The 25,247-nt window shown below is 69.3% G+C and carries 17 protein-coding genes, 5 tRNA genes and 2 pseudogenes; 11 read left to right on the top strand and 13 right to left on the bottom strand.

The window, feature by feature from the left end; genetic code table 11:
* Window positions 1-12 precede the first annotated feature (12 nt).
* On the top strand, window positions 13-654 hold the full coding sequence (locus ACWD6R_RS12195; protein WP_451818602.1) for a MerR family transcriptional regulator: 642 nt from the start codon (window positions 13-15) through the stop codon (window positions 652-654).
* A gap of 87 nt (window positions 655-741) precedes the next feature.
* Here the strand turns inward: ACWD6R_RS12195 and ACWD6R_RS12190 are convergent.
* From ACWD6R_RS12190 to ACWD6R_RS12165, 6 genes are all read right to left on the bottom strand, one after another.
* Window positions 742-814 (bottom strand) — tRNA-Glu (locus ACWD6R_RS12190).
* 24 nt (window positions 815-838) lie between these two features.
* Window positions 839-910: transfer RNA gene (locus ACWD6R_RS12185), tRNA-Gln, on the bottom strand.
* 12 nt (window positions 911-922) lie between these two features.
* Window positions 923-995: transfer RNA gene (locus ACWD6R_RS12180), tRNA-Glu, on the bottom strand.
* A 60-nt stretch (window positions 996-1,055) separates the two neighbouring features.
* Window positions 1,056-1,128, bottom strand: a tRNA-Glu gene (locus ACWD6R_RS12175).
* Between the two features lie 24 nt (window positions 1,129-1,152).
* A tRNA-Gln gene (locus ACWD6R_RS12170) sits at window positions 1,153-1,224 on the bottom strand.
* Window positions 1,225-1,311: 87 nt separating this feature from the next.
* Window positions 1,312-2,031 carry an HAD family hydrolase gene (locus tag ACWD6R_RS12165; RefSeq protein WP_451818601.1) on the bottom strand — a complete coding sequence of 240 codons (720 nt, stop codon included), beginning with the start codon at window positions 2,029-2,031 and terminating at the stop codon, window positions 1,312-1,314.
* 85 nt (window positions 2,032-2,116) lie between these two features.
* Between ACWD6R_RS12165 and ACWD6R_RS12160 the strand changes: the two are divergent.
* Together ACWD6R_RS12160 and ACWD6R_RS12155 are read left to right on the top strand one after the other, a co-directional pair.
* Window positions 2,117-2,481: pseudogene (locus tag ACWD6R_RS12160) on the top strand (tetratricopeptide repeat protein); the annotation flags it as partial.
* A gap of 104 nt (window positions 2,482-2,585) precedes the next feature.
* Window positions 2,586-2,777: pseudogene (locus tag ACWD6R_RS12155) on the top strand (tetratricopeptide repeat protein); the annotation flags it as partial.
* A 65-nt stretch (window positions 2,778-2,842) separates the two neighbouring features.
* On the opposite strand, the gene gltX reads toward ACWD6R_RS12155, so the two are convergent.
* The 3 genes from gltX to ACWD6R_RS12140 form a co-directional block, all read right to left on the bottom strand.
* Window positions 2,843-4,354: a glutamate--tRNA ligase gene (gene gltX / locus ACWD6R_RS12150; protein ID WP_451818600.1), complete on the bottom strand. Its 1,512-nt coding sequence runs from the start codon at window positions 4,352-4,354 to the stop codon at window positions 2,843-2,845.
* Window positions 4,347-5,132 carry a fumarylacetoacetate hydrolase family protein gene (locus ACWD6R_RS12145; RefSeq protein WP_451818599.1) on the bottom strand — a complete coding sequence of 262 codons (786 nt, stop codon included), beginning with the start codon at window positions 5,130-5,132 and terminating at the stop codon, window positions 4,347-4,349. The genes gltX and ACWD6R_RS12145 overlap by 8 nt, the downstream gene beginning before the upstream one ends.
* A gap of 82 nt (window positions 5,133-5,214) precedes the next feature.
* Window positions 5,215-5,409: a hypothetical protein gene (locus tag ACWD6R_RS12140; RefSeq protein WP_451818598.1), complete on the bottom strand. Its 195-nt coding sequence runs from the start codon at window positions 5,407-5,409 to the stop codon at window positions 5,215-5,217.
* Between the two features lie 579 nt (window positions 5,410-5,988).
* Here ACWD6R_RS12140 and ACWD6R_RS12135 point away from each other — a divergent pair.
* The 8 genes from ACWD6R_RS12135 to ACWD6R_RS12100 all read left to right on the top strand — a co-directional run bounded on the left by ACWD6R_RS12135 (window position 5,989) and on the right by ACWD6R_RS12100 (window position 16,550).
* Window positions 5,989-9,735: a nitrate- and nitrite sensing domain-containing protein gene (locus tag ACWD6R_RS12135; RefSeq protein WP_451818597.1), complete on the top strand. Its 3,747-nt coding sequence runs from the start codon at window positions 5,989-5,991 to the stop codon at window positions 9,733-9,735.
* A gap of 9 nt (window positions 9,736-9,744) precedes the next feature.
* Window positions 9,745-10,158 carry a roadblock/LC7 domain-containing protein gene (locus tag ACWD6R_RS12130; protein WP_024495006.1) on the top strand — a complete coding sequence of 138 codons (414 nt, stop codon included), beginning with the start codon at window positions 9,745-9,747 and terminating at the stop codon, window positions 10,156-10,158.
* 133 nt (window positions 10,159-10,291) lie between these two features.
* Window positions 10,292-10,699: a DUF742 domain-containing protein gene (locus tag ACWD6R_RS12125; RefSeq protein ID WP_266981123.1), complete on the top strand. Its 408-nt coding sequence runs from the start codon at window positions 10,292-10,294 to the stop codon at window positions 10,697-10,699.
* Entirely contained in the window at window positions 10,680-11,261 is a 582-nt protein-coding gene (locus ACWD6R_RS12120) for a GTP-binding protein (protein WP_451818596.1), read from the top strand. The genes ACWD6R_RS12125 and ACWD6R_RS12120 overlap by 20 nt, the downstream gene beginning before the upstream one ends.
* A gap of 359 nt (window positions 11,262-11,620) precedes the next feature.
* Window positions 11,621-14,827, top strand: a complete 3,207-nt coding sequence (locus ACWD6R_RS12115; RefSeq protein ID WP_451818595.1) for a nitrate- and nitrite sensing domain-containing protein — start codon at window positions 11,621-11,623, stop codon at window positions 14,825-14,827.
* 10 nt (window positions 14,828-14,837) lie between these two features.
* Window positions 14,838-15,251 (top strand): roadblock/LC7 domain-containing protein, encoded by a 414-nt coding sequence (locus ACWD6R_RS12110; RefSeq protein WP_030980891.1) that lies wholly within the window; start codon window positions 14,838-14,840, stop codon window positions 15,249-15,251.
* Between the two features lie 89 nt (window positions 15,252-15,340).
* Window positions 15,341-15,988 carry a DUF742 domain-containing protein gene (locus tag ACWD6R_RS12105; protein WP_451818594.1) on the top strand — a complete coding sequence of 216 codons (648 nt, stop codon included), beginning with the start codon at window positions 15,341-15,343 and terminating at the stop codon, window positions 15,986-15,988.
* Window positions 15,969-16,550 carry a GTP-binding protein gene (locus ACWD6R_RS12100; protein ID WP_014048542.1) on the top strand — a complete coding sequence of 194 codons (582 nt, stop codon included), beginning with the start codon at window positions 15,969-15,971 and terminating at the stop codon, window positions 16,548-16,550. Before ACWD6R_RS12105 ends, ACWD6R_RS12100 begins: the two co-directional genes overlap by 20 nt.
* A gap of 162 nt (window positions 16,551-16,712) precedes the next feature.
* Here the strand turns inward: ACWD6R_RS12100 and ACWD6R_RS12095 are convergent, their stop codons facing one another.
* The 4 genes from ACWD6R_RS12095 to ACWD6R_RS12080 form a co-directional block, all read right to left on the bottom strand.
* A complete protein-coding gene (locus tag ACWD6R_RS12095) occupies window positions 16,713-16,916 on the bottom strand; it encodes an acyl-CoA carboxylase subunit epsilon (RefSeq protein WP_451818593.1) in 204 nt (67 codons plus the stop codon).
* 63 nt (window positions 16,917-16,979) lie between these two features.
* On the bottom strand, window positions 16,980-18,563 hold the full coding sequence (locus ACWD6R_RS12090) for an acyl-CoA carboxylase subunit beta (protein ID WP_451818592.1): 1,584 nt from the start codon (window positions 18,561-18,563) through the stop codon (window positions 16,980-16,982).
* Window positions 18,564-18,878: 315 nt separating this feature from the next.
* Entirely contained in the window at window positions 18,879-21,212 is a 2,334-nt protein-coding gene (locus tag ACWD6R_RS12085; protein WP_451818623.1) for a polysaccharide lyase 8 family protein, read from the bottom strand.
* Window positions 21,213-21,362: 150 nt separating this feature from the next.
* Window positions 21,363-25,235 (bottom strand): endo-alpha-N-acetylgalactosaminidase family protein, encoded by a 3,873-nt coding sequence (locus tag ACWD6R_RS12080; protein WP_451818591.1) that lies wholly within the window; start codon window positions 25,233-25,235, stop codon window positions 21,363-21,365.
* Window positions 25,236-25,247 lie beyond the last annotated feature (12 nt).

Below are 25,247 nucleotides of genomic sequence, written 5' to 3'. Positions count from 1 at the left end.
AAGGCACAGAACATGCGACTCTCGGAACTGGGCAAGCAGAGCGGCGTCTCGACGGCGACGATCAAGTACTACCTGCGTGAGGGGCTGTTGCCGCCCGGCGAACGCATCAGCGCGACCCAAGCCGAGTACGACGAGAGCCATCTGCGCCGGCTGCGTCTGGTGCGGGCACTGATCCAGGTGGGCCGCCTCCCGGTGGCAACGGCCCGCGAGGTGCTGGCCCATGTCGACGACGAATCTCTCGGCCGTACGCTCCGGCTGGGCGCCGCCCTCTGGTCGCTGCCGCACGGCCCCGAGCCGGACGAGGACGCTCCGGAGACGGAATCGGCGCGCCGGGAGGTCGACCGGCTTCTCGACCGGCTCGGCTGGGCGTTCGTGCAGGAACTCGGCTCCCTGGACCCCACGTACCGCTCGCTGGTCGCCTCGATGGCCACACTCATCCGGCTCGGCTACCCCTGCGACATCGAGTACGTGACCGAGCAGGCCCGCCTCATGGAGCAAGTCGCGGTCCGCGACCTGGACATGATGGAGTCCTGTCCGGCAGGAGCGGAGCAGGTGGAGATGGCGGTGGCCTCGGTCGTGCTGTACGAACCGCTGTTGCTGTCTCTGCGCCGGCTGGCCCAGGAGGAGGAGTCGAACCGGCGGTACGGACTCTGAGTCCGACGGGCCCGTGCGCAACGGGCCCGGGCACACGACCAAGGGCCCCTCACCGAAGTGAAGGGCCCTTGGTTACTTGCTCTGTTGTACCCCCGACCGGATTCGAACCGGCGCTACTGCCGTGAGAGGGCAGCGTGCTAGGCCGCTACACAACGGGGGCGTGTTGTACAGATGAAGCTCTGCGCTGGGCTACCAGGACTCGAACCTAGAATGACGGTACCAGAAACCGTAGTGTTGCCAATTACACCATAGCCCATGGTGAAACCCGTACCCCCGACCGGATTCGAACCGGCGCTACTGCCGTGAGAGGGCAGCGTGCTAGGCCGCTACACAACGGGGGCCCTAGCGATCCTGCATCGAAATCGTGGGTGCGACCCAGATGATCTCGCGGGAAGGATCTGTACCCCCGACCGGATTCGAACCGGCGCTACTGCCGTGAGAGGGCAGCGTGCTAGGCCGCTACACAACGGGGGCGTGTTGTACAGATGAAGCTCTGCGCTGGGCTACCAGGACTCGAACCTAGAATGACGGTACCAGAAACCGTAGTGTTGCCAATTACACCATAGCCCACCAAAACTCAACCCCCAGAGGGGATTTTGTTCGGCTTGCGCTTCCCGACCGAATCTTCCGGCCCGCTCGGGCGGCGCAGAAAGAACATTACCCGAAGGTGTCCGGCGCTCCAAAACGGGTATCGCCCGCCAGCAGTCCGGGGAGCTCATCGAGTCCGGTGATGCGCTCCAGTTCGGGCCGTCCGCCGCGCCCGCCCCGGTCCAGCCAGATGCCCTTCAGGCCCGCCGCCACCGCCCCGGCCGCGTCGATGTCCGGGTGATCTCCGACGTATACGACGTCCTGCGGCTCCAGCCCGAGCGCCTCACAGGCGGCATGGAACGCGCCGGCCTCGGGCTTGGAGATGCCGAGCTCCACGGCACACACCACGGCCTCGAAACGATCCCGCACCCCGAGGGTGCGCAGCTTGCGGTCCTGATTGACGATGCTGGAGTTCGACAGGACGGCCTGCCGGTAGCGGCCGGCCAGCACGTCCAGGACCCGCAGGGCGTCCGGGAAGAGCGACCAGGCGGCCTCGTAGTGCGCGAGGTGCCGAGCAAACCAGTCGTCGGCCTCCGCGTCCGTGAGTGGCCGTCCGAGGAACGAACGGACCCGGTCCCGGCGCTGCCCCTGGAAGTCGGTCTCCCCGGCGGCGAAACGCGCCCAGTGGACGTCGGTGATCGCCCGCCAGGCATCGAGGGCCTGCGTGGCGGAACCGTATCCGCCGGGCAGGCCCTCGCTCTCCAGATGTTTCTGCAGGCCGACGCGGTCGGCGCCCGTGTAGTCGAAGATCGTGTCGTCGATGTCCCAGAGCACGGCTCGGATCGGCATACGGCCACGCTACAGCCCGCCCCGCGAGGGGGCCGGGCAATGCCCTGAACCCCGTCCGCAACGCCTGACCTGTGACAATGCGTGCATGAGCGAGCACGACAGAGACAGTCTGCTGGCCGAGGCCGTCGGGCTGCGCGAGCAGGGGCAGGCGGAAGAGGCCAGGGAGCGGCTGCTGATGCTTGCCGCCGGGCATCCCGAGGACGCGGAAGTGGCGTACCAGACCGCCTGGGTCCACGAGGTGCTGGGCCTGGAGGCCGCAGCGGTCCCCTTCTACAAACGCAGCTTGCGGGGCGCCGGGCTGTCGGAGGAGGACCGCCACGGTGCGCTGCTCGGGCTCGGCAGCACCTACGGGTACTGGGGCAGTATGCAAAGGCCGTCGAGACGCTGCGACTTGGACCGACCGGCAATGGGGGGGTGGGTGAAGGAGCGGGGCTGGGGTGCGTGCATCGCAAGGCGGAGGATTGAGCCATGACGGAGCCATGGTGATGGACGACAACGCCGCGAGATGCGTGCCCCAGCCCCGTGACGCCGCCCCCCGATTGCCGGTCGGTCCTGGTGTCGCGGAGTTCCCCGAGGACGGCGCCCTGCAGTCCTTCCTCGCGATGGCCCTGTTCAACACCGAGCAGCATCACAAGGCCATGCAGATCCTGCTGAGGCTGATCGCCACGACCAGTCAGGACGCGTATGTGCAGCGGCACCGGCGGGCCATCGAGCACTACGCGCAGGACCTCGACAAGACCGTCTGAGGCATACAGAAGGGGCGGTCACCGGTACGGACCGGTGACCGCCCCTTCGGGCGTACGGGAGACGCTTACGCGGCCAGCTTCGCCAGGACCGCGTCGATCCGGGCCAGGGTCTTCTCGCGGCCCAGGATCTCCAGGGACTCGAAGAGCGGCAGACCGATCGTGCGGCCGGTGACGGCGACGCGGACCGGGGCCTGGGCCTTTCCGAGCTTCAGGCCGTGCTCCTCGCCCGCTGCGAGGATCGCGTTCTTCAGGGCCTCGGCGTTCCACTCGGCGTCAGCCAGCTTGGCGCGGGCCGTCGTGAGGAGAGCGTCGGAGCCCTCCTTCATCGCCTTGTTCCAGGACGCCTCGTCCTCGACCGGCTCGTCGAGGAAGAGGAAGTCGACGTTGGCCGTGATGTCCGAGAGGACGGTGACGCGGGTCTGCGCGTGCGAGGCGATGGCCTCGAACTGCGCGGCGTCGAAGGCCTCCGGGGCCCACGGGGCGAACGGCGCCTTCAGCCAGGGGCCGCACGCCTCGGTGAAGGTCTTCACGTCGAGCATGCGGATGTGCTCGGCGTTGATGTGCTCGCACTTCTTCAGGTCGAAGCGCGCCGGGTTGGCGTTGACGTCCTTGATGTCGAACGCGGCCACCATCTCCTCGACGGAGAAGATGTCGCGGTCCTCGGCGATCGACCAGCCGAGCAGCGAGAGGTAGTTGAGCAGCCCCTCAGGGACGAAGCCGCGCTCACGGTAGAGGTTGAGCGAGGCCTGCGGGTCGCGCTTGGAGAGCTTCTTGTTGCCCTCGCCCATGACGTACGGGAGGTGGCCGAACGCGGGGGTGTCCTTGGCGATGCCGAGCTCGATCAGCGCCTTGTAGAGCGCGAGCTGGCGCGGGGTGGAGGAGAGCAGGTCCTCACCGCGCAGGACGTGGGTGATCTCCATCAGCGCGTCGTCGACCGGGTTGACGAGCGTGTAGAGCGGGGCGCCGTTGGCCCGGACGATGCCGTAGTCCGGCACGTTCTCCGGCTGGAAGGTCAGCTCACCGCGGACCAGGTCCGTGAAGGTGAGCGCCTCGTCGGGCATCCGGAAGCGGACGATGGACGTCCGGCCCTCGGCCTCGTACGCGGCGATCTGCTCGGCGCTCAGGTCGCGGCAGTGACCGTCGTAGCCGGACGGCTTGCCGGCGGCGCGGGCGGCTTCGCGGCGGGCGTCGAGCTCCTCGGTGGTGCAGTAGCAGTGGTACGCGTACCCGCCGGCCAGGAGCTTCTCGGCGACATCCTTGTAGATGTCCATGCGCTGCGACTGCCGGTACGGGGCGTGCGGGCCGCCGACCTCGGGACCCTCGTCCCAGTCGAAGCCGAGCCAGCGCATCGAGTCGAGCAGCTGGTTGTACGACTCCTCGGAGTCGCGCGCCGCGTCGGTGTCCTCGATGCGGAAGACCAGGGTGCCGCCGTGGTGCCGGGCGAACGCCCAGTTGAACAGGGCGGTGCGGACCAGGCCCACGTGGGGGTTGCCGGTCGGGGAGGGACAGAAACGTACGCGGGGGGGTACCCCCTGCTCGAGCGGAGCCGAGAGCTTGGGGGAGTTCGTGTTAGCCACGCTTGATCACCTTGTTGGTGAGAGTGCCGATGCCTTCGATGGTGACGGCGACCTCGTCGCCGACGTGCAGGGGCCCGACCCCTGCCGGGGTGCCGGTGAGGATCACGTCGCCCGGGAGCAGCGTCATCGCCTCCGTGATGTGGACGATCAGGTCCTCGATGGAGCGGATCATTTCGCTCGTACGGCCCAGTTGGCGTTGCTCGCCGTTGACCGTGGCCTGGATGGCGAGGTCGCTGGGGTCGAGGTCGGTCTCCACCCAGGGGCCGAGCGGGCAGGACGTGTCGAAGCCCTTGGCCCGGGCCCACTGCTTCTCACGCTTCTGGGCATCGCGGGCGGTGACGTCGTTGGCACAGGTGTAGCCGAAGATGACGTCCTTGACCCGCTCACGCGGCACTTCGCGGCACATACGGCCGATGACGACGGCCAGCTCGGCCTCGTAGTGCACTTCGTTGGAGAAGGAGGGGTACTCGATGGCGTCCCCGGAGCCGATCACCGAGGTGGTGGGCTTGAAGAAGGCGACCGGTACGTCCGGGACCTCGTTGCCGAGTTCGGCGGCGTGCTCCGCGTAGTTGCGGCCGATGGCCACGACCTTGTTGGGGAGCACGGGCGGCAGCAGCCGGACCTTGCTCAGCGGGACCTTGGTGCCGGAGAGCTCGAAGTCGGCGTACGGAATGCCCTTGATGATGTCGAGGACGAGGTCACCGGAGCCGACGGTGCCGTCGCCCTCGACCGCGCCGAAGGCGACATTGCCGTCGATGGAGAACCTGGCGATGCGCACGGGATGCTGTCGCCCCTCACTTGCTGGCTGGCTGAAGACTGACGCTCCAGGCTAGCGCGGGTGAGGGGGACAACCGCGCCCATTACCCGGCGGTCGAGGCGGCTGCTGCCGCCGGCGCCACCATGAGGATGGTGCGACGCGGGTTGGCCGTCTGTGTCGGCAGGTCGACGGCGTGCTCCGGCTGCTCCGGCGTCTGCAGCGCTTCGGCGTCCTTGAGGTGCGCCAGCGTGGTGCGCCGGGGGTTGGCAATGTTGCGGAACATCATCGTCGTCTTCATCTGCCGTTCGGACCCTGTCGGTACGGGCGCCGCCCGGAGGGGCGCCGGTTGTCGGATTTGCCATCCCTGTAAAGCGTCAGGCTAAACATCCAATTCCCTCCGGATCCCCGGAAGAGACGGCGATCATCATGTGAGTTTGCTCACGACCGCGTTGACAATTACCTCATTTCGGGCGGTCGACCCGGGTCAGGGAAACGGACATTGCACCACTGAATGAATCATTCCGCTCCCGATCGTCTCGACTGGGACACGCCTCACTCCCACCTATTTCGCTCTCTATCACCCGCTTTGACCCTGAACACGCTCGACGATTTGTGACTCTGCCATCACAACGTGTCACCCAGGTCACAGCCCGGTACGCGGGCCTTGTTGGAGATCCGGCACTGTGCTGGAATTCCACGCACCGCCGCGGGTTTCAGGCCGGCGCGCAGGGGGCGCAACGCAGCGCCGAGTGGCGGCGGGAAGGGGAAGAGCGCCGGTCACTCACGACCACCATGGGGCGGGTACAACGCCCCACGACGCCGACACCGTCCCGCCCGTCTACGCGGAGGGACGCCTGGTCCAGAGGTTGCGACGCTAGTGCAGGGACGTTTCAAGAGGGATGGCAGCGCTGCGGCGGAACAGGAGCCGCGCGGCGGGACCGACCGCGGTTCCTCGCCCCAGCACGCCCAGAACCCGGGACCGGCCGCGGCCGGCGACAACGGCGACCGCGCTCTGCGCTCAGGTGCCACGGCGAACAGCGGGACCGACCCGGTCGCCCCGCTCATGCCCCGGGGGCCCGTCAGCACGGGTTCTCGCGTGGCTCTGCGCAACTGGCGCATCAGTACGCGCCTGGTCTCCCTGCTCGCTCTTCCGGTAGTCGCCGCGACCACCCTGGGTGGTCTGCGCATCAACGACTCCATGAACGACATGCAGCAGCTGGACCACATGCAGCTGCTCACCAAGTTGACCAAGCAGGCGACCACACTCGCCCAGGCGCTCCAGGAGGAGCGCGACCGGTCGGCGGGTCCGCTGTCCAACGGCGTGAAGGCCGACGACTTCAAGGTCACCGAGCCGCGCAAGAGGACCGACCGGGCGAAGACCGCCTTCCTGCACGCGACGAAGGGGATCGACGACGCCCAGGGCGACGACTCCCTGGAGTCGATCCACGCGAGCGTCAACCAGATCGCCACCCAGCTCCTTCAGATCCAGGACATCCGCAAGACGGCGTACGAGGACGGCAGCCCGAGTCTCCAGACCGTCGACCAGTACAGCCAGCTGATCACCTCGCTGCTGAGCCTCTCGCAGGACATGGCGCAGGCGACCAGCAACCCGGAGATGATCAAGCGGACCCGTGCCCTGGCGGCTTTCTCCTCCGCCAAGGAGTACGCGTCGGTCGAGCGGGCGATCATCGCCGCGGCCCTGCCGGGCGGGGGCGGCACCCTGAAGGAATCGCATCTCCACCAGAACGACCAGCAGTTCGGCCGTGCCGCCCTCCGCAAGGAGAGGCTGGCCATGGAGGCGTTCAGGTCGACCTACGCGGCCAGCGGTCAGAACGCCGACCAGCTGACGGCGTCGCTGGAGAACGGCAACCCGGAGATCAAGGCCGCCGACACCTACGCCAAGAAGGTGCTCGAAACCTCCAACGGCATGAAGGGGGCGCCTCGGCGTTCGTACCTGGACTGGTACGAACAGAGCTCCACCAAGATCTCCGCGATGAAGACCATCGAGGCGACCCTCCTCAGCCGCATGGAGAACAAGGCCCGCGAGCTCCGCGACGAGTCGAAGCGCGAAGCCATCATCAGCGGTGCGCTCATCCTGCTCGTCCTCGGTGTCTCCCTGGTCGGCGCCTTCGTCGTCGCCCGGTCCATGATCCGCTCGCTGCGACGGCTGCAGGACACCGCGACCCGGGTCGCCCAGGACCGGCTGCCCGAACTCGTCAAGCAGCTCTCCGAGTCGGACCCGCAGGACGTCGACACCTCGGTCGAGTCGGTCGGTGTGCACTCCCGGGACGAGATCGGCCAGGTGGCCTCGGCCTTCGACGACGTGCACCGCGAGGCCGTCCGCCTCGCCGCCGAGCAGGCCCTCCTGCGGGGCAACGTCAACGCGATGTTCACCAACCTCTCGCGGCGTTCGCAGGGCCTCATCCAGCGTCAGCTCTCGCTCATCTCCGAGCTGGAGTCGCGCGAGGCCGACCCGGACCAGCTGTCCTCGCTCTTCAAGCTCGACCACCTCGCGACCCGAATGCGCCGTAACGGCGAGAACCTCCTCGTCCTCGCGGGCGAGGAGCCGGGCCGTCGGTGGACCCGCCCAGTCCCGCTGGTCGACGTGCTCCGTGCCGCCGCCTCCGAGGTGGAGCAGTACGAGCGCATCGAACTGGCCTCGGTGCCCGCCACCGAGGTGGCCGGTCGCGTGGTCAACGACCTCGTCCACCTGCTCGCCGAGCTGCTGGAGAACGCCACGTCGTTCTCCTCGCCGCAGACGAAGGTCCGGGTCACCGGTCACGCACTGCCCGACGGCCGGGTGCTGGTAGAGATCCACGACACCGGCATCGGCCTCTCCCCCGAGGACCTCGCGGCGATCAACGAGCGGCTCGCGTCGCCGCCCACCGTGGACGTCTCGGTCTCCCGCCGCATGGGTCTGTTCGTGGTCGGCCGGCTGTCCCTACGTCACGGCATCCGGATCCAGCTGCGGCCGTCCGACTCCGGTGGCACGACCGCACTGGTCATGCTCCCCGTCGATGTCGCGCAAGGCGGCAAGCAGCCGGCCTCGAAGCAGACGCCGGGTCAGCAGCAGTCCGCCCCGGGCGGTCTGCTCGCCGGCGGCAACGGCGCGGGCAACGGCAACCGTCCGGGTCCCGGCGGTGCTCCGGGCGCCCCGGCGCGTGGTCTCGGCGCGGCTCCCGGTGGACAGCGCGGGCAGGTCGGTGCGGGCTCCGGTCCGCGGGCGGCGCTGCCGGCGCGCGACAACGGTCCCCGCCAGCAGCCGAACCAGCAGCCTCAGCAGGGCCAGCCGAACCAGCAGGGTCAGCAGAACGCCGGTTTCCAGAACGCCGGTTTCCAGAACGCCGGGCTGTCGAACACCGGCCCTCAGGACATGTCGCGGCAGGAGCCGCCGCGTCAGGGCGGCGGGCTCTCCGGCGCCTTCGGCGGCAGTGCCCGGCTCGGCGCCCGTGGCGACCAGGGCGATTCCGGTCGTACGGAGTCGGGTCAGGCCAACCTGTTCGGTCAGAACCGGCCGGGCCGGCCCGGTCAGCCCGGTCAGCCCGGTCAGCAGAACGGTCCGGGTGCCCGGCAGGCCCCGCAGCAGCCCCGGTACAACGCTCCCGACGGCCAGGGCGGCTTCCAGCAGCCCGGCGGTCCGGGTAACCCCGGCCGTCAGCTGCCGCCCGTCGGCGGTCCGCGTGCCGAGCTGCCCGGTGGCAACCCGCAGCCGCAGCGCCCGCAGACCACCAGCTGGGGTACCGAGGACCCGTCGGTCCCGCGGCGTTCTCCGCTCGACGCCCCGCGCGGTCACGAGGAGCCCGAGTCCACCGGCCAGTTCCAGCGGCCGATGAATCCGTCCATGGACCGGCGCCCGCCGTTGGACGACCGGCAGGGGCCCGGCTCCACCGCCGAGTTCGCCCGTCCGGACTTCTCGGCCCCGGCCCCGCAGCACCAGGACCCCGCGAGCACCGCGCAGTTCGCCCGCCCGGACTTCGGTGTCCCGCAGTTCTCCCAGGACCAGGGGATGCCCGGGCCGCGTCAGCGCGGCCGGGACGCCGAGGACTTCGGCGCGCCGCGTCCGGCCGCCGCTCCCGCCCCCGAGGCGCAGTACCGCCCGGTGATGCCGCCCCAGCCCCAGCCCGAGGCACTGCCTCCGGCAGGTCTCGGGGACGGTCGTACGCCGCTGTACGACACGCTGGAGACGCACTGGTTCCACGGCCCGCAGCAGGGCGGCCAGCAGCCGTCCGCCGAGCCGCAGACGCCGGACGCCCCTCAGCAGTCCGCCCCTGAGCGTTCCGCTCCCCCGATGCCGCACCGCGGCGCGGGCGACACCGACACGACCAGCTCCTGGCGTGCTTCGCCGAACGACGAACTCGTACGGCAGGCAGAGCGGGCCAAGAAGCCCGCAGCAGGCGGAATCACCACTTCCGGACTGCCTCGCCGGGTGCCGCGTGCCAATCTGGTGCCGGGCACTGCCCAGCAGCAGAACCACCAGTCCGGTCCTCAGGTTTCGCGTGCGCCCGATGATGTGCGCGGGCGCCTGACCAATCTCCGCCGGGGTATACAGCAGGGTCGGCAGGCCAACAACGACCCGTCGACCGGCAGTTTCCCACTCGGCCCCACTCACCAGCAGGAGCGTTAGTTGAGCCCGATGAGTCAGGCCGCGCAGAATCTGAACTGGTTGATCACCAACTTCGTGGACAACACCCCTGGGGTGTCCCACACGGTGGTGGTCTCCGCAGACGGCCTGCTGCTGGCGATGTCCGAAGGATTCCCGCGCGACCGCGCCGACCAGCTGGCGGCGGTCGCCTCCGGGCTCACCTCGCTGACCGCGGGCGCCTCCCGGATCTTCGAGGGCGGCGCTGTCAGCCAGACCGTGGTGGAGATGGAACGCGGGTTCCTCTTCCTGATGTCCGTCTCGGACGGCTCCTCACTGGCCGTGCTCGCCCATCCGGACGCCGACATCGGTCTGGTCGGGTACGAGATGGCCCTCCTGGTCGACCGCGCGGGAACGGTCCTCACCCCGGACCTCCGCGCCGAACTCCAGGGCAGCCTGCTCCACTAGGCGGCGATGAACCGGTGACCGACACGATTGACCCAGGTACCGCACTCCAACCCTCGCCCGTCCGGCCGTTTCACCCCCCCACCGGCCCCTTCAGACGGCAAGCCGACCCCTTGTTGTCACGCCCGGAGGATTCATGACCCCGCCACCCGCCTCACCCGATCCGTACGGCGCACTGCACCACGCGTCGTACGAAGGTGAAGGCGACCAGCCGCTGGTCCGTCCCTATGCCATGACCGGCGGGCGGACCCGGCCGCGCTACCAGCTCGCCATAGAGGCCCTGGTCTCCACCACGGCCGACCCGGCGCATCTGGCGACGCTGCTCCCGGAGCACCAGCGGATCTGCCACCTCTGCCGTGAGGTCAAGTCGGTGGCCGAGGTGTCGGCGCTGCTGTCGATGCCGCTCGGTGTGGCCCGGATTCTCGTCGCGGATCTGGCGGAAGCCGGCATGGTGGCCATCCACCAGCCGGGCAACGGAGAGGCCGGCGGCGCGCCGGATGTGACACTGCTCGAAAGGGTGCTCAGTGGACTTCGCAAGCTCTAGCGGCGGAGCGGCCCGCTCCACTACCTCCGCGAAGATCGTGGTGGCAGGGGGCTTCGGCGTGGGTAAGACCACGTTCGTCGGTGCCGTTTCGGAGATCAACCCGCTGCGTACCGAAGCCGTGATGACGTCCGCGTCCGCGGGCATCGACGATCTGACACACACCGGCGGCAAGACCACCACGACGGTGGCCATGGACTTCGGCCGTATCACCCTGGACCAGGACCTGATCCTGTACCTCTTCGGTACCCCCGGTCAGGACCGCTTCTGGTTCATGTGGGACGACCTGGTCCGCGGCGCGATCGGCGCCGTCGTCCTGGTGGACACCCGGCGTCTCGCCGACTGCTTCCCGGCCGTCGACTACTTCGAGAACAGCGGCCTGCCCTTCGTCATCGCCCTCAACGGCTTCGACGGACACCAGCCGTACACACCGGACGAGGTGCGCGAGGCCCTGCAGATCGGCCCCGACACCCCGATCCTGACCACGGACGCCCGCCACCGTGCGGATGCGAAGAGCGGTCTGATCACGCTCGTGGAGCACGCGCTGATGGCCCGGCTGAAGTAGCCGAAAGCTCGCCGCAAGTCGGTATGGGCATACGGCAGTTGCCGTAGTCGCACGGGGGTGGACTGTGTCCTTTGACACGATCCGCCCCCGTGTTCATAACGTTTCGACAGAGAATTACCCGAGCTTCGACACCCGATGCGTTCGGCCGGTATCACTGTGCTCACATGAGCCCCGCCTTTTGACGGGGCTCGCTCTTTATGCCCGTTTTATCTGAGGCTTGGACCACTCGGAATGGCTCATTCCGAGTGTTTGGAACGCGGCCGGTCCCCGTGCTGCAATTCGACGAAACTCCCGAGTAGTACGGCCCTGAACGAAAAACGGCACAGCGTAGGTGCCGACGCCGAGAGGTTGTTGGTCGAGTGAGGCGTAGCAACGAGGGCTCCGCAGTTCAGCCGGAGCGGGACAATTTCACCCCGCCGCCGCGCATCGCGGCGTCACCCGCCAATGTGTCCGTACAGGCACCGGCCGGTGGCAGCACCAGCCGACTGTCCCCCCGCAACTGGCGGGTGCCCACCCGGCTGAACGCCATCCTTCTGATCCCTGTACTGGTCGGCCTCATCATGGGCGGCTTCCAGGTGAAGGGGTCGATCGACACCTGGAAAGAGGCCGAGGACGCCGAGAAGACCGCGCTGATCGTCCGCGCGGCCTCGGAGTACGGGCAGGCACTGCTCAACGAGCGTGACCTCTCCGCGCAGTCCCTGTTGTCGAACAAGCGTGACGCCGCGGTCGTCTCCCAGGTGCGTGCCACCACCGACGACGCCGCCGCCAAGTTCGACGACGCCGTGCAGGACATGCCGAAGGCGCAGGGCCTGGAGCGCCGTCTCCAGCTGTTCAAGCAGGAGGAGCCCAAACTCCCCGACCTGCGCAAGGCCGCCTACGCCGAGGCCATGGACCCGGTGGGGACGGAAGAGGGCTACGTCAAGGTTCAGCACTCCCTGATGGAGTTCTGCAACGAACTCGGCCTCGGCACCGGCAACATCACCAGCTACGGCCGTACGGTCTACGCGATCGAGCTGGCCAAGGCAGCAGAATCGCTTCAGCGCTCCATCGGTATGCACCTGCTGGTGCGCCCGAGCCAGGAGGGCCCCAAGTTCGACGCCCAGGTCAAGGCGTTCGGCTCGTACAACTACCTGGAGCAGATCGCCCTCGGCGAGTTCGTCTCCGGTGGTACGGAGGCCGACTCCGCGCGGCTGAAGCAGGTCATGGCCGCCAAGGCGGCCGAGGGTGCGAAGAAGCTGAAGACCGCCAAGGAGCAGGCCGGCGCGGCCGGTGTGCCATTCGTCGCGCCGCCCAGCATCGACGGCTCGGTCTTCGACGGGATGGCCCAGCAGATCGGTCAGGGCAAGTCGCCCGAGAAGCTGGCCGCCAAGGGCATCACGCCCGAGACCTGGATGGCTGCCGCGACCGCCAAGTTCGACGGCTACACCACGGTCGAGGACGAGCTCGTCGACAAGGCGGTGACCGAGGCCGCGGACATCTCGTCCAGCGCCAGGACCGACGCCATCGTCAACGCCGCGATCGTGCTGGTCGCCCTGCTGGCCGCGTTCTTCCTGGCCGGGCTCATGGCCCGCCAGATGAGCCGCTCGATGCGCCAGCTGCGTACCGCCGCCTTCGGGATCGCCGAGCAGCGGCTGCCGATGCTGGTCGACCAGCTGTCGCGGACCGAGCCGGGCCGGGTCGACACCCGGGTCCAGCCGATTCCGATCACCAGCCGGGACGAGATCGGCGAGGTCGCCCGCGCCTTCGACCAGGTGCACCGCGAGGCGGTGCGGCTCGCGGCCGAGCAGGCCATGCTGCGGGGCAACGTCAACGCGATCTTCACCAACCTGTCGCGCCGCAACCAGTCGCTGATCGAGGGCCAGCTGACCCTCATCACCGACCTGGAGAACAACGAGGCCGACCCGGACCAGCTGGAGAGCCTCTTCCAGCTCGACCACCTCGCGACCCGTATGCGCCGCAACGGCGAGAACCTCCTCGTCCTCGCCGGCGAGGAGCCGGGCCGCCGCTGGAACCAGCCGGTTCCGCTGGTCGACGTCCTGCGGGCCGCCTCCTCCGAGGTGGAGTCGTACGAGCGCATCGAGCTCTCCGGTGTCCCGGAGACCGAGATCCACGGTCAGGCCGTCACCGACCTCGTGCACCTGCTTGCCGAACTGCTGGAGAACGCCACCACGTTCTCCTCGCCGCAGACCAAGGTCCGCGTCACCGCCACCCGGCTGCCGGACAGCCGCGTGATGATCGAGATCCACGACAAGGGCATCGGCCTCACCGCCGAGGACTTCGCGGACATCAACCACAAGCTGGCCAACCCGCCGACCGTGGACGCCGCGGTCTCCCAGCGGATGGGGCTCTTCGTGGTCGGCCGGCTCGCCGACCGGCACGGCATCCGGGTCCAGCTGCGCCCCTCGGGCGAACAGGCCGGAACCACCTCGCTGGTCATGCTGCCGGACGCGATCACCCACGGCGGCGGGGGCGAGAGCCTCGGCTCCGCGGGCCCTCAGGACGACTTCACCGTCTCCTCGATCATCCCGCAGCAGTCGTCGTTCGAGCCGGAGCCGCAGCAGCCCCGGCTGCGTACGGCGGCCGAACTCGGCTTCGACGATTCCCGGTACGAGCAGCCGGCCGACGCCGCGCAGCTGGACCCGGTGGGCCGCTCGCTGATGCGTGAGGAGCGCCGGGCGGCGCTGGAGGCCCAGACGGGCGGTGAGCGCCCGCAGTTCGCGGACGCCCCGTTCGCGGACGCCTCCTTCCCGGACGCCTCGTACACCGAGGACGCGTACGCGCAGGCCCCGTACGCACAGGAGCCGCAGCAGGAGCAGGAGCAGTACGCGCAGGCCACGTCCGACAGTTCCTACGACCCGTACCGCGGCGGCACCGGCCTTCCGGAGCACTCCGACTACGCACCGCAGGACGGCTATCCGGAGGCGGCATACGCCACCCGGGAGAGCGCTCAGCAGGGTTACGAGGAACAGTTCACGGCCCAGCCCCACCAGGAAGAGTGGGCAGATCAGGGCACATACCAGGACGCGTACGAGCCCACACCGCAGGCCGAACCGGAATCTGTCCCCAGCGCTCCCGCGGAACCGCAGGAGCGCGTAGGCTTCGACCGTCCGGGTCCCACCCCGAACGCCGGCCACGAGCTGACCGATGCCGGTCTGCCGCGCCGGGGCGGTCAGCAGCACTGGCAGCCCACCGGCCGTGGAAACGACCAGCCCGTCTCAGCCGAGCAGCAGCCGCCGCAGCAGCAGGAGTTGCCGCAGCGGTCTTCGCCCGCGCAGCAGGACGGGAACGGCTCCGACGACTGGCGCTCGACGAACGACGAGCGCTGGGAGCGGGCCGAGAAGCTCCGGGAGCCGAAGGCGGGCGGGGTCACCCCGTCCGGACTTCCCCGGCGGGTGCCCAAGGCCAATCTGGTCGAGGGCACGGCGGAGCAGACCCAGCAGGGCGGCCCTCAGGTCTCCCGCGCCCCTGAGGACGTCCGGGGCAGGTTGAGCAACCTGCGCCGGGGCATTCAGCGGGGACGTAACGCTGGTTCGGACGCAAGTACTACCTACAACCAGGAGCGTTAGTGTGAGCCCGATGAGCCAGGCGGCGCAGAATCTCAACTGGTTGATCACCAACTTCGTGGACAACACCCCTGGGGTGTCGCACACGGTGGTGGTCTCCGCCGACGGACTCCTGCTGGCCATGTCCGAAGGATTCCCGCGCGACCGTGCCGACCAGCTGGCGGCCGTTGCTTCCGGTCTGACCTCGCTGACCGCGGGCGCCTCGCGGATCTTCGAGGGCGGCGCCGTGAACCAGACCGTTGTGGAGATGGAGCGCGGATTCCTCTTCATCATGTCCATCTCTGACGGATCTTCGCTGGCAGTTCTTGCACATCCGGACGCCGATATCGGTCTGGTTGGGTACGAAATGGCACTTCTGGTCGACCGTGCGGGCACTGTCCTCACACCCGATCTCCGTGCCGAACTGCAGGGAAGTCTTCTTAACTAATAGACAGGCGGTGCGTTTCGCGCCACCGCGCCATAAGGTGCGGTGGCGCGGCCCCACTGGGACCAGGACCGGCAGTCGGAGGAGGAAACGTGGCAACACCCCCAGGCGGACACCAGTACGACGGTGGTCAGCAGGTACCGGGTGAGCACGGGGACAATCGTTTCAACTTCCCCTCCACGCCCAGCAGGCAGGGCTCGCAGCAGCCCTATCAGCCGCCTCAGCAGCCGTATCCGCCCCGACAGGCACAGGGCGGCGGGTGGCCGCAGGCCCAGGACGGTGGGTGGCCCCAGCAGCCCCAGCAGCCTCTGCGGCCGCACCGGTTGGACGCGCCCCAGCAGCCCCGGATTCAGCCGGTGCAGCCGCGGCGGGCCGCCGAGCCCGCCGAACCGGCGGCGCACAACCCGCTGGTCCGTCCGTACGCCATGACCGGCGGCCGGACCCGACCGCGATACCAGCTCGCCATTGAGGCGTTGGTCAGTACCACGGCCGATCCGTCCCGGCTGCAAGGGCAGTTGCCCGAGCACCAGCGGATCTGCCGGCTGTGCTTCGAGATCAAGTCGGTCGCCGAGATCTCGGCGCTTCTCTCGATCCCCCTCGGCGTTGCCCGGATCCTCGTAGCCGACCTGGCCGAGGCCGGATTCGTCGCTATCCATCAGCCCGGCGGCGACGAGTCCGCCGGCGGCCAGCCAGATGTGACACTGCTCGAAAGGGTGCTCAGTGGACTTCGCAAGCTCTAGCGGCGGAGCAGCCCGCTCCACTACCTCCGCGAAGATCGTGGTGGCAGGGGGCTTCGGCGTGGGTAAGACCACGTTCGTCGGTGCCGTTTCGGAGATCAACCCGCTGCGTACCGAAGCCGTGATGACGTCCGCGTCCGCGGGCATCGACGATCTGACACACACCGGGGACAAGACCACCACGACGGTGGCCATGGACTTCGGCCGTATCACCCTGGACCAGGACCTGATCCTGTACCTCTTCGGTACCCCCGGTCAGGACCGGTTCTGGTTCATGTGGGACGACCTGGTCCGCGGCGCGATCGGCGCCGTCGTCCTGGTGGACACCCGGCGTCTCGCCGACTGCTTCCCGGCCGTCGACTACTTCGAGAACAGCGGCCTGCCCTTCGTCATCGCCCTCAACGGCTTCGACGGACACCAGCCGTACACACCGGACGAGGTGCGCGAGGCCCTGCAGATCGGCCCCGACACCCCGATCCTGACCACGGACGCCCGCCACCGTGCGGATGCCAAGAGCGCGCTCATCACCCTGGTCGAGCATGCGCTGATGGCCCGCCTGCGGTAATCTCCGGCAGCCATGCGGAAGGCCCCGCACTCCTTCGGGAGTGCGGGGCCTTCCGCGTTGCGGGGCTTCGGCCACGCTGTGTCCTCGATCGCCGGACGGGCTGAAACGAATCGCCGGACGGGCTTGATTCCAAGCCCGTCCGGCGATCGAGGACAGAGGGTCTCAGCCCTGCCAGGAGTGCGGGGCGCGGAAGCCCGGGGTGCGCTCCAGACGGCGCCAGCCCGCGGAGGTACGGCCCCGGTGGGCCGGAGCGGCGGACGTGGCTGCGGCGCGGGCGAGCAGGACCGCGGTTATGGCGGCCAGCTCCTCGAGGTCGGCAAGACCCTTCTCGACGCGCAGCACGGACTCGGCAGGAACAGCGCTCATGGATGTGTCTCCGTCTTTTCGGCAGTACGTGGCGGACTGTGCGGGGTGGTGCGGCAGCCGCGGTTACTGCGGGGGGTTCCCGTGCTTGCGGGACGGCAGATCGGCGTGCTTGGACCGGAGCATCGCGAGCGAGGCGATCAGTACCTCGCGGGTCTCGGCAGGGTCGATGACGTCGTCGACCAGGCCGCGCTCGGCGGCGTAGTACGGATGCATCAGTTCGGCCTTGTATTCCTTGACCATGCGGATCCGCATGGCCTCCGGCTCCTCGGCGTCGGCGATCTGCCGACGGAAGATGACGTTGGCGGCACCTTCGGCGCCCATCACGGCGATCTCGTTGGTGGGCCAGGCGTAGGTCAGGTCCGCCCCGATGGACTGGCTGTCCATCACGATGTACGCACCGCCGTAGGCCTTGCGCAGGATCAGCGAGATCCTCGGCACCGTGGCGTTGCAGTACGCGTAGAGCAGCTTCGCACCGTGCCGAATGATTCCACCGTGCTCCTGATCGACGCCGGGCAGGAAGCCGGGTACGTCCAAAAGAGTGATGATGGGAATGTTGAATGCGTCACACATCTGAACGAAACGGGCCGCCTTCTCCGACGCCTCGATGTCCAGGACACCGGCGAGGGACTGCGGCTGGTTGGCCACGATGCCGACGACCTGACCGTCGAGCCGGGCCAGGGCGCAGATGATGTTGCGGGCCCAGCGCTCGTGGATCTCCAGGTAGTCGCCGTCGTCGACGAGCTCCTCGATGACCTTGTGCATGTCGTACGGGCGGTTGCCGTCGGCCGGCACCAGGTCGAGCAGGACGTCGCCGCGCCGGTCGGCCGGGTCGTCGCTCGCCACGGTGGGCGGGTTCTCCCGGTTGTTGGACGGGAGCATCGACAGCAGGTACCGCACCTCGGCGATACAGGTCTCCTCGTCGTCGTACGCGAAGTGCGCGACGCCCGAGGTCTCGGCGTGCACATCGGCGCCGCCGAGGCCGTTCTGCGAGATCTCCTCACCGGTGACCGCCTTCACGACGTCCGGTCCGGTGATGAACATCTGGGAGGTCTCGCGGACCATGAAGACGAAGTCGGTGAGGGCGGGGCTGTAGGCCGCGCCGCCCGCGCACGGGCCGAGCATCACGGAGATCTGCGGGATGACGCCGGAGGCGCGCGTGTTGCGCTGGAAGATGCCGCCGTATCCGGCGAGCGCGCTGACGCCCTCCTGGATGCGGGCGCCGGCGCCGTCGTTCAGCGAGACCAGCGGGGCGCCCGCCGAGATCGCCATGTCCATGATCTTGTGGATCTTGGTGGCGTGGGCCTCGCCCAGCGCGCCGCCGAAGATCCGGAAGTCGTGTGCGTAGACGAAGACCGTGCGGCCCTCGACCGTGCCCCAGCCGGTGATGACACCGTCGGTGTACGGCTTCTTCTCCTCCAGGCCGAACCCGGTCGCCCGGTGCCGGCGCAGCTGCTCGACCTCCTTGAACGAATCCGGGTCCAGGAGCAGCTCGATGCGCTCACGCGCCGTCAGCTTGCCCTTGGCGTGCTGGGCCTCGGTCGCCCGGTCGCTCGGTCCGCGCCGGGCCTGCTCGCGCAGCGCCAGCAGTTCGGCCACCCGGCCACGGGTGTCACTCGGCTCGCCCGGGGTTTCGTCCACAACGGTCATGTATCGACCCTACGAACCCGGCCAAGAAAATCCTGCCGTCGACTCCGTACAGTCTCCTGACCCGTTTCCTGGCGGAGCCGGACAGAACCGTTGCCCCATGCAAGCGAACCACCAGCGGAATGCGGTCCCGCTTTGTGAGAGCTCTACAAAGCGGGACTGTGGTGTACCGCACAAGCCCGTCACCCCGGGCGTGTGGGCCGTTTGTGCGTAGCGCACGCAGGAGCGGCGGTCCGGACCCGCCGGCCCAGAGCCTGTCGGGCCAGTCTTCCGGATCTTTCCGGATCAGGGAGCCCGGCAGGATCCGGAAGGAAGGCCCTAGCGGACCTCACAGCGAAGGCTAGCGCCTGCCGTACCCGGTGCGACCCGCAGGACCAGATGGCGGCCGGTGGCGCGCACCTCGATCCCCGGGTCGGTGGAGACGACCTCGCGCACCGGACGCTCCCACACCACGTCCACGGGCGTCCCGCTCCGGTCGGGCCCGCTCACGCACACCGTCGTCGAGTGGCGCCCCTCCCGTACGAGCACGCTCGCCGGGGCCGTGACGGAGAGCGGGCCCGCCGTGCCCGGCTGCCAGAAGTTGGCGGCGGTCAGCCCCAGCGAACGGACGGCGACGCCCTGCCGGTCCGCGGCGTTGGCCAGGACGGTCAGCCACTGCCGGTCCGCCGCGCGGGCGGCGAGCGTGCGGCGGGAGGCGCCCGGCATCAGCAGATAGAGATACGTGGCGTCGGTGGGGTCGGTGCCGTGGTCGAGCCAGAGGGTCTGCCAGTGGCGGGTCCGCTGCTCGGTGGAGCTGGTGGTGTTGATGTCGGACCAGGCTCCGGTCCTGGCCTCCCGCAGCGTCCGCAGAGCGGCGCTGCCGGGCAGCACCCAGCCGCCGTGTCCGTCGAGGTGTGCCCAGCGCGGACGGTCCCCGCCGTCGAGGGTGAACGCGGCGGAGGGTTCAGGACCGAGGTTGCGGTTGTCGACGATCGTCTCGACCGGGACCCCGTCGGCGGCGCTGATGCCCGCGCCGAGACAGATGACCGTATCGGCGGCGCAGAACCAGGTTTTGCGGGCCTGCAGGGTGGATCCCAGGCCCTTGACGTGCTGTCCGACGGCGGCGAACTCGCCGTCGTGCGTGCCGCCGACCCACTGGACGGCGGGCCGGGGTTCGCCCCATTCGCCACCCGCGCGGTCGGTGAGGCGCTTGGTCGAGACGGTGGTGCCGGGCAGGCGGTACCAGTCGACGGTCGGCCAGAACCAGTCGGTGTACTGGTCGCCTCCCGAACGCCCCTGCCACCAATAGAGCATCCCGGCCCCGGTGTGCCAGCCGCGCGGGTTCTCCCCGTTGCCGCATTCGTACGAGCTGATCCGCCCCGACGCCATGGAGAGGTTGGCGACCCAGCCCGGGCGGCGGTGCACGGCCCGGTCCATGGCGGTGAAGAGCGTGTGCCCGACGGGTTCGGGGGCGGCGGGGACGGCGTCGGCGGCGACGGCCGCCAGCCGGGACAGATCGGCGACGCCGAACTGCGGCGCGGTGAGAATCGGGGTGACGGTGTCCCGTTCGATCCACCCCTTCACCATGGCGTTCCACCGGTCGCGCTCGGCGGCTGAGGCGCCACCGGCGAGGAGCGCGATGGCGGCGATCAGCCCCTGCCCGTGGAAATGGTCGCTCCGCATGACCTTGCGCTCGTCGCTCCTGAGCAGCCCCCGGCTGATGGCGCGGCCGTTGACGCTGTCCATCATCAGACCGTCGTGGATGAGCGGCGCGTAGGCGTGCTCGACACTGTCGAGGATGATCTGCCGGTTGGGGTCGGTGACGGCCCAGCTGGACCCGGCGAGCAGTGCGAAGAGCCGGCCGAGGCCGTCGAGCATGACCTGCCCGTACGTTCCCGAGTAGGCGACCCAGGTGTGCTGGACGAACGACCCGTCGGCGTAGAGGCCGTCCCCCTTCGTCACGTACGGGAAGACGGGCGAGAGGGCGTCGCGGGCCAAAGCGGTCTTCACGGGGTCGCGGCCGAGGATGCCGCGCAGGGCGACGGAACGGCAGAGGTCGACGCGGTTGGCGCCGGTGGACGTGCCGCTGTAGTCGCCGAGCATGGCGTCGGGGATGAAGTGGTCCACCGCGGCGCAGGCGGCCTGCCGCTGTTCCTCGGTGAGGTGGTCGTGGAGGACGGCGACGATGTCCATGAGGAGGCGTGGGCTGCCGATCTGCCATTCCCACCAGTTGCCGTACCGGGTGGTGGTGGGGTTGTAGATCGTCGCGGCGAGGTGGTCGAGGCCTCGGACGATGTCGGCGAGGAGCGCGGTGTCACCGGTGTGGCCGGTGCCCTGCTGGGCGTACGCCTGGGTCATCGTCCACAGGCGGCTGTAGCTCGCGGTGATGCCGGACGGCGGGTCGAAGGGACGGTCGGCCCAGAGGGAGGCCGCTGCGAGGGCCATGGTGGCGCGGAACCCCGCGGCGAGTCCACCGGTCCCGGCGAGCCGAGAGGCGTAGGGCTCGGCGGCGTCGTCGTACCCGGTGCCGAGCGCGAGATCGACCCAGCGCAGCCGGAGGGTGTCGAACTCGTCGGCGGGTGCGTCGGCTGCCCGGGCCTGTCCGGGGAGGGCCAGGCCGAGTGCGGTGGCGGTACTGGTGGCCAGAAAAGCACGGCGTGACCAGGCGGGCAGGAGTGGCACAACAAGACCTCCGGAACCTCAGTGGTGCAGACCGGGCGCCCGCCGGTTTAGCACGCGCTCGTGGGAACGGGAAGGGGGCGGGACCGAGACCGGCCCCGCCCCCCTGCACCGCTCATTGCTCAGTGCTCACCGATCGCCCGGTCAGCTCCCGCAGTGGAACCGTGCGTTGCCCCAGTCCGCGTGGTCGTTGCCGTTGCCGTCGCCGCCGTCCCCGACGACCAGCTCGACGTACTTCGCACCGGTGACGTCCGCCGTGAGCGACCAGGCGTTGTCGGCCGCCTTCAGTACCGGCGACTTCACCTTCTCCGTGCCGTCTGCCGTGACGCCGAACTGCACGCTGCCCGCGCTCTTCTGGACATCGTCCACGCCGACCTCGGCGGTGAACGAGGTGCACTGGCCGCCCAGGTAGTAGCGGATCCTCGCGGGGGCGTGGCTGCCCAGGCCCTTGGCGTAGACGGTGCCGCCGATCGTCAGCGGGGAGCCGTCGCCGGATCCCGTCTCACCGTTGGAGAGGTCACGCTCGACCGGTCCCCAGCCGTTGTCGGCGGCGGTCCAGTCCAGGTCGCTGGCCCAGCTGTCCGTGGTGGGCGGCGGCGGCAGCGTCCGTACGGACGTCTGCGCGCCGAGGGTCCGCTTCGCGCCGCCGACCGTGTACGACACCTCGGAACTCAGGTTGTACGTCTGGTACTTGGCGTCCGCCGGCGGAGTGACCCGCCAGCCGGCGGTGGCCTTGGCGCCCGCCGCGACCGAGTCGAAGGTGACCGCGCCCACGGGCTCGGCCTTCCAGCCGTCCGGGACGGTGAGGCTCACCGAGACGCCGGTGACCGACGTCGCCTCGTAGTTGGTGAAGTTCGCCTCGACGACATTGGCGACGCCCGGCTCCAGGGTTTCCGCGGCCGGGTCGACGCTGAGCGTTCCGCAGGCGGCCATCTCACCGGCCGGGGCGGCGCCGAGGTCGGTCACGGTGAACCCGTCCAGGACGAAGTCGGCACCGTCGGGTGCGTCGTCACGCTTGCGCAGCCCGGTCCAGGTGTCACCGCAGCCCGCCGTGACGGTCTCGGAGAAGTGTCCCGTGGTGCGCTGCTGACCGATCGCCGTGGTGCGGGTCTCGACCGAGTCGGGGGTGCCGTCGGCCGTGATCCGGTCGTAGCCGTCGACCCACTCGTAGGCACCGGCGTGGCTGGACTGGTAGTCGTATTCGACCTTGTACCGGTGGCCGTCGGTCATCGGTACGGTCCAGGGCGCGGTCCGGTAGACGAGTCCGCTGTTCTCCTCGTGGGCCTTGAGGGACTCCTTGCCGCCGATCACGTCGTCGACGAGCTTCCCGTTCCAGCCGGCCTGGGTGTACGGGGCGTGCAGCTGGGAGACGACCGTGCGGGGGTCGGTGGAGCCGCCCGCGTCACCCTTCTGGAAGGGGCCCCAGCCCTGATCGACGTCCTCGAAGTCCTCGTACACGACGGTGTTCTGCTTGGTCGCCGGGGCATTGGCGACGATGCGTACGTCATCGGCCCGCACGGTGGCGGCGCTGCCCTTGGCCGCCTCGATGCGGAAGGTGGCGCGGCCGTTCTCGGGGGCGGTGAAGTTCACCTTGGCCCGCTGGAAGTACGTGCCGTGCCAGTCCGATGCGGCGACGTTGTCCTCGATGGTCGAGCGGTCCACGGCGACGGACTTCCCGCCGATCGAGAGCGTCGTGTGCCGGGACTTTCCGCGCTCGACCTCGATCAGCGCGGAGGCGGTGTAGCGCTTGCCGGGCTTGAGGCCGGTGATGGTCTGCGCGAGGGCCGCCGTGCCGGTGCCGGAGAGCTTGGCGCTGTTGCGGCCCTGACCGTCGGTGTCGCGGACGGCGGTGCCGGTCTTCGTCCAGGCGGTCAGCCCGTTGTCGTTGAAGCCGGGGTCGGCGACCCCGCTGCCCTCGCCCCACTTCGGGTCGGCGGCGGAGGGCGCGCGGTCCGGGTAGAGGACGTACGGCTGTCCGGCGGTGGCCGTCAGCGTGATCTTCCCGTCGACGGGCTTGACCGTGCCGGTCTTCACCCGGCCGTTGTCGGTGAGCTTGTAGACGGTGTACGAGCCGGTCGACGGCACCGCCCAGCTGCTCGTACCACCGGACTTGCTGTAGTGGTACAGCTTCTTGCCGCCGTCCCACGGCAGCAGGTAGTCCGTGCCGCTGAGGACCTTGCGGCCGTGGTCGTAGAAGGTCCGCCTGCCGTCCTCGACCGTGCCCCGGACATCGCCGGTGAAGGTGATGTCGTTGCCGTCCCAGCGGGTGATCTTCTGCTGCTGGAGGAACTTCGCGGGCAGGTTGCGCTGCCAGATGTTGTCGTAGAAGGCGTTCCAGTCGGTCTCGCCGGTCCAGCCCTCGAACTCGTCGATGGCGGTCTGGCCGAGGACCGGGTTGTTGTTCCAGACGTCCTTCTCGCTGTTCCGGATGAACCGGATGATCTGCGAGTTGAGGCCCTTGTTGGTGGCGCCGCCGTAGTCGAGGTCATTGGCCCAGTGCGACCAGAGCGAGCCGCGCTCGAACTTGTCGGCCCACTCGGTGGCCATGTTCCAGCCCTGCTTCTGGATGGACTGGAGGGTCTTGTCGGCGATCCAGCCGTGGGAGTAGTAGACGTCGATGTAGACCAGGCTGAGGTTGGGGTCGGTCTCGTCGCGCAGCTGCTGGAAGCGGCGGGCGAGGTTGCCGCTGTTCACGTCGTGGCGCTGGTTGATGTAGTAGCTCTGGCCGAGCCAGTTCCAGCCGGGCTTCGTCTTGTCGACGAGCTTCTCGTCGAAGGCGTTGGCCTCCGCGTACGCCTCGGTGGCGTTGACGTGGACGCCGAAGGTGGCGCCCCACTTCTTGCCGTCCTTCAGCAGGGTGTTGAGGTCCTTCAGCCCGCCGGCGCGCTTGTTGTAGTTGCCGCCGTAGTCGGGGTGGGCGGAGTCGTGTCCCTCGGAGGCGTACCCCTTGAGGATCGCCATCTGCCCGAGGCCGTCCGTGGACAGCGAGACCCGCTTGACGTCGTCGAGGGTCCGCAGGAAGGGATGGGTGGCCTGGCTGGCGAAGTTGAACGGGATGTGGGTGATGACCCGGTCCGCCGTGTCGTCGCTGCCGGGCGCGGTGACGCCGATGGTGCGGAACGCAATCGCGCCGTCCTGCCAGTCGACGGCCTTGTCGCCGTTGGCGTCGGGCGTGACGACGACCTTGGCCCAGGGCAGGTCCGCGCCGCTCTCCGGCTGCGGTGCGCCCTCGCCGCGGTAGGTCCACTGCCCGGACCAGACGCCGACCCGGACGCTGCCGTCGTCGGCCTTGCGGGCCTGGTGCCAGAACCGGGCGTCGTCGCCGCCGGTGGCGCCGGACGGCTTGTCGTACGAAGAGTTGGACTCGATGGCCGCCGCGAGCGAACCGGTGTTGAGAAACGCGTACGAGGCACCGACCGGCGCCTTGTCGGCGGCGGTGTCCGCGGTGACCTTGGCGAAGACGTCGGCGGTCCGCGTGGAGTCCGGGTCGAGCCGGGTGAACGCGGTGGCGGCGCCGGTGTCGGTGGAGCCGACGGAGACCAGGTCGTGGCCGGGGATGTCGATGGTGCCGACCCGGAACGCCTCGGTGTCGCGGACGGCCGTCACCTTGAAGGTGGTGGCGCGCCCGGAGACCGAGAGCGAGGCGTCGATCTCGATGCCGGGCAGATCGGGGAAGGTCAGCGTGTAGCGGGCGGTCGTGTCGGTGACCTCGGGCGCGGCCTTGAGCTTCACGGCGTGTGCGGTGCCGTTGAGGGTGACCTCGGTGACCGGCACCGTGGAACCGGACAGCTGGTTGCCGCTGGCCCGGTCGGTGTACGACAGGACGCGCGGGAAGTCGTCGGCGACGGCGACCGAGAGCTGCGGCGATCCGATGACGGCGGCGTCCGCGGGGACGGCAGTGCCGACTGCGGCGGGTGACGGGGTGGCGGCTGCGGCGGGGAGTGCGGTCCCCACGAGCGCCAGGACGGCGGCTGAGGCGGCGGCGACAGCGCCCGCCGAAGTGAATCTTCGCGACATGTGCTCTGAGTA

Source organism: Streptomyces sp. NPDC005151 (assembly GCF_053599875.1).
This window is presented reverse-complemented; position numbering and strand designations above follow the sequence as displayed.